This window comes from Mesobacillus sp., assembly GCF_049588175.1.
Lineage (GTDB): Bacteria > Bacillota > Bacilli > Bacillales > Cytobacillaceae > Mesobacillus.
Window position 1 is genome coordinate 1 of record NZ_JBAVFI010000216.1, and the last position, 7,132, is coordinate 7,132.

The 7,132-nt window shown below is 40.9% G+C and carries 6 protein-coding genes and 1 other RNA gene; all 7 read right to left on the reverse strand.

What is annotated here, in order from left to right; genetic code table 11:
• On the reverse strand, nt 1–660 hold a 660-nt coding region (locus tag WB217_RS05395), incomplete at its 3' end, for a THUMP domain-containing class I SAM-dependent RNA methyltransferase (RefSeq protein WP_423991375.1).
• Between the two features lie 144 nt (nt 661–804).
• An RNA gene (gene rnpB / locus WB217_RS05400) (RNase P RNA component class B) lies at nt 805–1,193 on the reverse strand.
• Nucleotides 1,194–1,276: 83 nt separating this feature from the next.
• Nucleotides 1,277–1,576, reverse strand: coding sequence for a cell division regulator GpsB (gpsB, locus tag WB217_RS05405; protein WP_335375873.1), 300 nt, complete (start codon nt 1,574–1,576; stop codon nt 1,277–1,279).
• Between the two features lie 292 nt (nt 1,577–1,868).
• On the reverse strand, nt 1,869–2,429 hold the full coding sequence (locus WB217_RS05410; RefSeq protein WP_423991377.1) for a DUF1273 domain-containing protein: 561 nt from the start codon (nt 2,427–2,429) through the stop codon (nt 1,869–1,871).
• A gap of 184 nt (nt 2,430–2,613) precedes the next feature.
• Complete coding sequence (locus tag WB217_RS05415; protein ID WP_423991379.1) at nt 2,614–2,964, reverse strand: CotD family spore coat protein; 351 nt, start codon at nt 2,962–2,964, stop codon at nt 2,614–2,616.
• Nucleotides 2,965–3,350: 386 nt separating this feature from the next.
• Nucleotides 3,351–4,628: a ribonuclease H-like domain-containing protein gene (locus WB217_RS05420; protein ID WP_423991381.1), complete on the reverse strand. Its 1,278-nt coding sequence runs from the start codon at nt 4,626–4,628 to the stop codon at nt 3,351–3,353.
• A gap of 15 nt (nt 4,629–4,643) precedes the next feature.
• Complete coding sequence (locus WB217_RS05425; protein ID WP_423991383.1) at nt 4,644–6,920, reverse strand: DEAD/DEAH box helicase; 2,277 nt, start codon at nt 6,918–6,920, stop codon at nt 4,644–4,646.
• Between the last annotated feature and the right edge of the window lie 212 nt (nt 6,921–7,132).

A 7,132-nucleotide genomic window follows, 5' to 3' on the forward strand; every position in this document is an offset into this window, starting at 1 on the left:
GTTAAAACCCGGCGCTATATTTTGCGCAATCAGTGCTGCTTCAATTGGAATTGTCCCTGATCCGCAAAACGGGTCGACAAATGGCTTATCAGGATTCCAATTAGTCAGCATAATTAGGGCTGCAGCAAGTGTCTCTTTTAACGGAGCTTCACCCTGATCTGTACGGTAGCCGCGCTTGTGGAGCCCGCTGCCACTTGTGTCGATTGTCAGCGTTACGACGTCTTTAAGGAGGGCTACCTCTATTTTGAACAACGGACCGTTTTCTTCGAACCATGTCGTTTTTTTATACTGGGTTCTCATTCGCTCAACGATCGCTTTCTTCACGATTGCCTGGCAATCCGAAACGCTGAATAGCTTTGATTTCACTGATTTCCCTGATACAGGAAACTCTGCATCTTCTGGCAGAAGTTGTTCCCATGGAAGGGCCTTAGTTTTTTCAAACAATTCATCAAATGTATAAGCCTTGAATTCGCCCACTTTAATTTTGACTCTGTCAGCCGTGCGAAGCCACATATTGCTGCGAGCGATTGCAAGTGCGTCTCCCTTATATGAAATCTTGCCGTTTTCAACTTCACATTCGTATCCTAAGTCCCGTACTTCCTTTGCAACAATCGCTTCAAGTCCCATTGCAGAAGTAGCGATTAAATCAAAATTCTTCATATTTTCACCCTTATATCAAAAAATAGTTTGAGTATGTACATGTTTCTACGATTAAGTTGCCCAATAACACTTAATATACATAAAAAAAGCTCTCCTGGCAAAAGGAGAGCTTTTATAAACACTCATACAAATCCATTAATAACGTTCTGTAAGCCATGTTTTGTACCTTTGTACTGCAAACGACAATGAGTCTCGTACTCCGGTGGTAATCATCTATCTACAGATGATAAATCATCTGTCCTTCTCTTCGTTGAGTTCCTCCAAGAAGGTGCCCCTACCATCGTTTGGGTTTCTCGCTCGTGGGGTTTACCTCGTTCCACCCTTTCCATTTCTGGGAAGGCTCCGTCACTGTGGCACTTTTATAGGTATTCATGCCATATCGTTGCCGACTTAGGCATTTTCCCGGCCGTCAACCGAGTGTGAACCCGGCTGCCCTGGCTTATGAATTGGCCAGGCACGAACACTACAGGCATCTCAGCCTGTGCGAGCATGGACTTTCCTCTGCAGCAAAACTGCAGCGATTACCCGAACGTTATTAACAGCTTCATGAAGTATTATATTTAATATTGATATCAAAAGCAATGGTAATACATTTCATAATCTAGCAGAAACTGGTTTAATCGTAGAGTTTGTCTCCAAATACGTGTTTCTCAAGATTTGACAGCCTTTTAAGAATATCAAAATTTGTAGTGCCTGCTGCCTGCGTACTTGGCCGGCGTGAAGTTTCATCTAGCTGCTTTTTCAAGCGAAGATTATCCTGCTGCAGTTCTTCTATCTCCTGCTGCATCAATTCATAATCTTTGATGATTAAATCAAGAAACTTATCAACATCTTCTGGCTTATAACCACGCATAGCTGTTTTAAATTCTTTTTCCAAAATATCTTTAGCAGTTAATTGTAATTTATCGGATAGCATTCCATTCACCTCAATATACCCCTATCGTCTAATTTATTTTTTCAAAAACACAGCGATTTGTCAATTTTTCTTTTCTTAAGCTTCATTCGTTAACATCGTAACGTTATTTTACAGCGTAAAAATCGGCCTGTAAATTTTACAATCTTTTCAGTTGACGGTCGAAAAGGAAAAATATCATTAAAGAAAAGGCTCCGTTACCTTAACTGTTGATTTCCGCTCGAATCAACAGGCCAAAGAAAAGAGGAATGTTCATTTACGTAAATCAAAATTCTATATAAATCCTCAATTCACGTTAAAACCCCTGTTTTCTTAATTGTTCTTCGTCAACAATCATTTGCAAATCATACATAGTAATCAATCTCACTTCATACTCGTTTGTTTGTCCGTATTTTTTTGCTGTTTCATGCATAAACTTGGGACTGCCTTCTTTTTCAGGATCATACAGCAAAATCATCACGTCACTTTTTTCTATAAAAAACTGATTCTTCAGCCTGAACTGCCACGGTTTTTCATATGGTTTCCGTGATATTGAATCCACATGGTCCGCACCTGCAAGAATGGATTCATACCACTCCTTGTTAGCCTCTTTCCACGTTTCTTCCTGGTTAAGGAAAGGAGTAAACACCGATAATTTCAGGTCTGGATATTCCTCCTGTAATTCAAACACAGCTTCGCCTGCCCATAATTCGACACCAAGCTGCCCGCTGATCATTACCCATTCCAGGCCTTCTTCAACTAAAGGCAGCAAACTTTTTTTGATAGCAATTTTTATGTACTCAGCTGCAGGATGATCATGCTTGAAAATCCCAAGTTCAAAAGGTTTATAGCCAGAAATAGCAGCGACTTTTGCCATTATATCTCCTTCAGGTTTGATTTTCAGGTCTAGATAAATTTCTTATCTAAGATTTTCCCTATTGAATGTATTCCCTTATTAGGTCAAATATTAATCTTCCCAGCGTATTTATCTTTTTATTTCCCTTCAGAATTTCAAATGACTTTAAAAAAACAAGGGCTAAATAGCCCTTGTAGAAGTTAATTTATCGTCCAAATCCCATTCCTGGTCCTGGTCCAAAGCCTGAAGGACCTGGTCCCATTCCCATTCCTGGTCCCATTCCCATACCTGGTGCTCCACCAAATCCTGGGCGCGGCCTTGGGCCACTCGGGCCAACTCCAGGGCCTGAACCGCCATAGAAATTCTGATTTGTTACCTGATTCACTGTAGACTGTGTTTGCGGGAAATAATGGACATGATCATAATTAATATGATTTACATTTGTAGTGTGAGTCGGATGTATGTGTGGAACCACATTATTAACATAATTATGGTTTACACAGCACTTAGTAGGATGAACTACAGTTGGCAATACATTTGTCGGTTTGCAGTACATAGTGCATAACTCCTTTCCTATAGACTTATTCTTTACATTATCAGCCTATGAAGAAGCCGTGCATCTTGTACTAATGAAAACACCTATTTTTTCAGGATAATCTGCCGTGCAAGCAAAAATAAAAAATTAAAGGAATGTGTAAAAGTTGTCCTTAAGGCCGCTGAAAATAACAGCAATAAGTGTAATAACTACAAAATAGAGAACTAAAACCGCTTTATACATTTTACCAGCCCCGTAAAAATTATTAATTTTTTTGTTCCATACAATTTTACATTTTACAATGTAAGAACAATTCATACAACAGGATATTACAGGTTTATTGCTGGTAAATGTTAAAATTTTGTTACAATTCAAGTAATCATGGCGAAGCGTGCAGTAAATACTGTTTATTTTGACGAATCCTGCGCTTGCCCGGGAAATGCTTTCCGGGAAATTCTCTTGATTCTTTTCTGAAGTTCTTCATTGAAAATCATGTCTTTTTTTGTATTGCCTTCATCGTCTAAATGGATTGATTCAGCACGCCGGCAATATTCTAATGCCAGCTTAAAATTCTTTTCCCGATGCTCAAAATGCTTGGCAAGCTCTATGCAGGCTTCCTTCCTGTCCTTACTTGTCCCTTTTTCAGCACTTTCTTTCCACAATGAGACGGCTTGTGTCCAGTCCCTGTTTCGTTTATATTCAGCAGCCAAAGCATGCTTGGCCGCAGCTTCCTGTTCGTTTCCTCTTTCAGCCAGCCCGCTGAACGTTTGTTTAGCCTTTTCCGATTCTCCCAGGTAGGAAAACCAGCGTCCAACTTCGTAGGTTTCTCTCGCCGTTTGAGTTTTGTCCCTTCCCAAAAGCTGAAAGGTCAGATGTGTATAAAGCGTTAATAGTGACAGGATGTCCGTTTCATTATGCTTGATCACTCCAAGAAGACCTTCTGGATTCTTTCTTTCCAAAAAGTCGAAATAAATCATTGGTGCAAGAAATCCCGGGATATCATCTTTTCTTTCCAGGCCAAGCACTTCCTGTTCAACAATACTTAACTTCATTCTCTCAATTTTATGCTTCCACATCCGCCTTGCAGCATGGTAAAGGTCAAAGTGGCCAAAGGCAGGCAATTTGGGAACATGATCCCTTACCAGAGTGTGCCTCGTCTTGACCTGTGGCCAGTCAAATGCCTTCCCATTATAGGTCACCAGGGTAGTATAATCCGCATTTTCAAGGAAGCTTTGGTAAAGAGCAACTTCGGCGCCGGGTTGTGGAAGGATATGCTGTTTTAATTTTATTGTATTACCCGATACACTTGCATGTCCCAGCAAAAAGATCGTGTTGCCTGCTCCGCCGCCAAGACCAGTGGTTTCTGTATCAAAAAAAACAAGATCCTGTGGTTTATGTCCTGACGCTGATAGTGGATGCCTGGTTTCTTCATGGTTCCAAAGGGAAACCGCCTCCAGCAAATCACCGAATCGGTAGCTGCCATGCTGGTAATCAAGCGGATAGCTGACTTCCCTTACCAAACAGTACTGTCCATCAAAATAGAAGGGGGAAACGGATTCTTTTTCCCAAACATCGAGAAACGGAATTTCTGGAGTATCCTGAACTGGAATCATTTCAGCTTTAGGTTTTTCACCTCCGCTTTTAATATGAGGTTTTAAGCGGTTCAATTTATTCTTAAGACTCATTTTCCCCCTCCTTCATTAAACTGCTGCTTTAAGGAACATATTTAAAATTTTCACGACATCATTTTTTGAATGGATTGATGTCGTATCTGTACCAATACATGAAGGACAGCCGTCCGAGCATTGGCAATTCATCACCATTTGTTTTGTTTGTTCCAATATCGCTTCAATACCGGAATAGATTTTTTCACTAAGGCCTATGCCACCCGGGTAACGGTCGTAAAAAAAGATTGTCGGTTTCTCATTATGAGCAGCTTTCACTTGCGGTACAACATGGACATCCGATGGATCACACATGACGAATAATGGTGCAATGTGCTTTAATGCCTGAGAAGTTCCGATCAGTCCCTCTTCAAGACGGTCATCATTGAATTCAGACAGCTCTTTATTTAGCGATATCCAAGCTGAACTCGTATGTAATTCTTCTTCTGGAAGAAAGATTGGACCTGACCCGATATTCTCATGTGTTTCAAATCTGATTTTCTTAAAAATGGTTGCCATCGCCCTGACGCTGACATCTCCAAAACCAATTTCAGTTTCTGTATTGCCACGATGCTTATCCTCTTCGAGAACACTTAGCTGGACTGCTAGATTGGCATCTGTGAAATAGTCGACATCCACCTCACGGACGAACGCCTTTTTCTCCTCCCAATCAAGCTTTTCTACCTGGAATTGGATTCCCTGGTGCAAATATATTGCTTCCTCATGTAAAAGCGTCATTGCCGAAAAGGTATCCATTTCTCCAATCACTCTTACATTTGCAACATCAGATTGATCGATGATCACCACGTTTTCCTGTGACGCCGAACGAAGGCTGATATTGTGTGCCGGAAAAGCATCATTCATCCAATACCATTTTTCGCCGTTTTGATGAAGAATCCGTTCCTCTGTTAAATATTCTAATATCTCTTCAATTTCCGCTGCTCCAAACGTTTCGCCTTTTTTAAAGGGCAGTTCATATGAAGCACATTTTATATGGTCAATCAGAATGATTAAGTTGTCAGGATTAATTCTAGCCGTTTCAGGACTGCGATTAAAAAAGTAATCTGGATTCTGGATGACATACTGGTCAAGAGGGCTAGAGCTTGCCACCATGATGACAACCGACTCTCCGTGCCTTCTGCCTGCCCTGCCAGCCTGCTGCCATGCACTCGCGATTGTTCCTGGGTATCCGTTCATTATGCATACCTGAAGCTGTCCAATATCGACTCCCAGTTCAAGTGCATTCGTGCTGACAACACCGTAAATATCGCCAGATCTTAGACCTTTTTCAATTTCCCGCCTTTCTGTAGGAAGATACCCTCCCCTATAGCCCCGGATCGCTTTTGGGCCAAGCTTATGCTTTACCAGTTCCTGGAGATAGGTCAGCAGTATTTCCACTCTGACTCTGCTGCGAGCAAAAACGATTGTCTGGATTTTATTTTTCAGGAACTCTCCTGCAAGTCGTCTGGTTTCAAGTGTAGCACTCCTGCGGACGTTAAGCGGGATATTTACGACAGGCGGGTTGTAAAATAAGAAATGCTTCCTCCCTGAAGGTGCGCCGTTATTGTCGATCAGTACCATATCCTTTTCAGTCAATCCTTCAGCAAGTTCAAGTGGGTTGGCAATTGTTGCGGACGTGCAGATAAAAACTGGATCACTGCCATAATAATTGCAGATTCTCTTCAGCCTTCTGATCACATTCGCCACATGGCTGCCGAATACCCCCCGGTAAATATGCAATTCATCGATTACAACATATTTTAAGTTTTCAAAGAGCGACACCCACTTTGTATGGTGTGGAAGAATCGCTGAATGGAGCATATCAGGATTTGTGATGACAATGTGGCCCGCCCTTCTTACCTTTTGGCGGATATTTGCTGGTGTATCACCGTCATATGTATAACTATTGATGGAGAGCTCAGCCTCCTGGATCAATTCATTGATTTCACTTTTCTGGTCCTGTGCCAGTGCTTTAGTAGGGAACATATAAAGTGCTCTTGCATTGGGATCATTTATGATTGACTGGAGCACAGGAAGATTATAGCAAAGCGTTTTTCCTGAGGCCGTTGGAGTAACCGCAACGATGCTCTGTCCACCCATTATTTGCTCATAAGAAGATTTCTGGTGAGTATAAAGGCGAGAAATACCTCGTCTCTCCAAAGCATTTTTCAATATTCCACTTAAATCCTCTGGCATCTCATCAGTCTGAGCCTCTTTTTCCTCTATCGTATGCCAATGGACTATATTTCTATTAATAGATTCACCGACTTGTAATTCTGTTAAAATTTCTTGCAAATTTTTACGCACTTTCATTTCGTTCACCCCGTTATTCCTATTTTAGCGAATAAACGTTCGTTGCAAAAGAAAAATGATAAATAATTATTGCTGCTATTTTTTGGCAAGAACTTTTAAATTGATATTCCTGTTATTTTTAGTTCGCTTGACCATTTCAGGGAATGAAATCCATGAAAATACTTTCTTTCATTAATAAACAGGCAATGCAAAGAATTTGTTATTTATTAGAC